The 1,984-nt window shown below is 34.1% G+C and carries 1 protein-coding gene; it reads right to left on the minus strand.

Features of this window, described 5'->3' with window-relative positions:
* Nucleotides 1-87: 87 nt before the first annotated feature.
* Nucleotides 88-1,635: a B12-binding domain-containing radical SAM protein gene (locus tag TH606_RS11115; protein ID WP_068544058.1), complete on the minus strand. Its 1,548-nt coding sequence runs from the start codon at nucleotides 1,633-1,635 to the stop codon at nucleotides 88-90.
* Nucleotides 1,636-1,984: the final 349 nt, after the last annotated feature.

The raw sequence follows: 1,984 nt of genomic DNA on the forward strand, positions 1-1,984 counted from the left end.
GCGAGCGGAGGGAAGCAATCCTTGTCGCGAGGCGATACAGTCGCCGTGGCGCTCTCAATCTAATACTTTAGAATTTTGCAAAGGTCTCTAAGTAATACTTCTTCCAAGGGAGAGTGTTCTTTCAGTAAAGCGCTCTCCCTTGGTTAGTTCTTGTTCTAATTTAGAAATTACTTTTTTATTTTTATGCCAAAAATGTTGTTTTTTTAACCAGTTTATACCGGTTATTCTTTGTATCTTCCTGATCAAAATAAATAACTTCCAAATAGGTTTTTTGGGAGCAAATAGTTTTAAAAGAAAAGTTCCCATCATTAAAACAAACGGTGGTGTATTTTCATCCTCATCGTACATGAAGAAATTATCATTGTTTAGAACCATCCATTTGGTATAAATTTTTATCTCATTAAGACTTATCTCTTCTGGTTCATAACAATACGGCTTTAAAAAATTATCTTTTGGTTTATATTTAACAATATTTGCAACAGGAGCCTGATTGTATATTCTTAGTCCTATGCCTATATTAATCAAATCCCACTTTGAAGCAGCTTTTGTCAAGGTTTCATACGTTTCTTTTAAAGTAAAGATGCTCTCTTTAGGAGCGCCTACTAGTAAATACCAAGTTGTTGGTATTTTATGCTTTTTTAAAAGAAAACCTGCTTTTAATACATCTTCTTTGGTAAAGTTCTTACCAAGAGATTTTAAAGTAATATCACATCCAGATTCAGCACCTAAATCTACATCCATAAATCCTACATCTTTCATAAGCTGTATAAGCTCTTCATCAACCGCGCCCGGGTTTAGCCCCATTGTTCTTAACCTTAATTTAAGTTTTCTTTTCTTAAGTTCTTTCAAGATATTTTTGCAGTGTTTCAAAGGGACATTAAAAGTGCTATCGGTAAATTCTACATGAGAAATACCTGTTTCCTTCACCAAGAATTCTATTTCGTCAACTACTTTTTTGGGATTTTTTAATCTATAAAACTTACCTTCTATGGCATTATAGGTACAATAACTACAAGATAGAGGACATCCTCTTTTAGTTTGAATTTGAATAGGAGAATTAAATTTTCTATATTTACGAATATTTATATATTTAGCAGGATTTACTATGGGTATCTCATCTAAACAGGGCACTCGCCAAGGTTCGTTAGTGGCTATAATTTTCCCATTTTTTACAATATGGAGACCTTTTATATTTTTAAGCTTTTCCTCATTATTAAGATTTTCTAAAAAGGCAAGAAAACTTAATTCTCCATCACCTTTAATGGCATAATTTAATCCTAAATAATTCAGAATCTCTATAGGATTTATACTAACTGCTGGCCCGCCTATAACGATGGGACCAGAGAAAACCTTTTTTAAAGGTTCTATGACTTCTTTTTTGACATCAGCAATTAAGAATTGAGTATTAAACCCGGCTCCGTTATCAATATTCCTTATGCTTACGCCCACAACATCTGGATTAAACTTTTTAATGGTCTTAGCTATATCTTTAGCTGGATTTCGTGAAAAGCAGAGGTCTAATACTTTGACATCATAGCCTGCATTTTCAACAACCGCAGCGATGTGACATAATCCAAAGGGAATTACAGGCCAAGGCTGTTTAAATCTATTAGAGTTTATAAGTAAAATTTTCATAACATTTTCCTTATTTAAAATAATGAAAACAAAAACATTATAGAGAAGCCCTTTTTTCTATTCATCAGAAGACAGCAAGATATGGTCCCCTCGTTACTATAATGCCTCTCCTCGTTCTCGTCATTATAAGGCCGATTTACCATTCTGCCTTGCGAAGCCTCGTAAAGGCTGAAGCAACCTCAACCAAAGAGACTCCAGAGACTTCTTTGCCTTGCCCCGAAATAGACAAGGACTCACTCCGTGACAATATGAGAATGAGCTGCTAACCGTAACAAAATATAAAGTTGTCATTGCAAACAAAATAGAATTGTCATTGCGAGCAAAGCGGTAGTATTTCAGTAATTGTGTC

This window comes from Thermodesulfatator autotrophicus, from assembly GCF_001642325.1.
GTDB lineage: Bacteria > Desulfobacterota > Thermodesulfobacteria > Thermodesulfobacteriales > Thermodesulfatatoraceae > Thermodesulfatator > Thermodesulfatator autotrophicus.

Coding starts and splice junctions, on each gene's coding strand:
- TH606_RS11115 (WP_068544058.1), bottom strand. CDS start 1,635: ATGAAAATTTTACTTATAAACTCTAATAGATTTAAACAGCCTTGGCCT.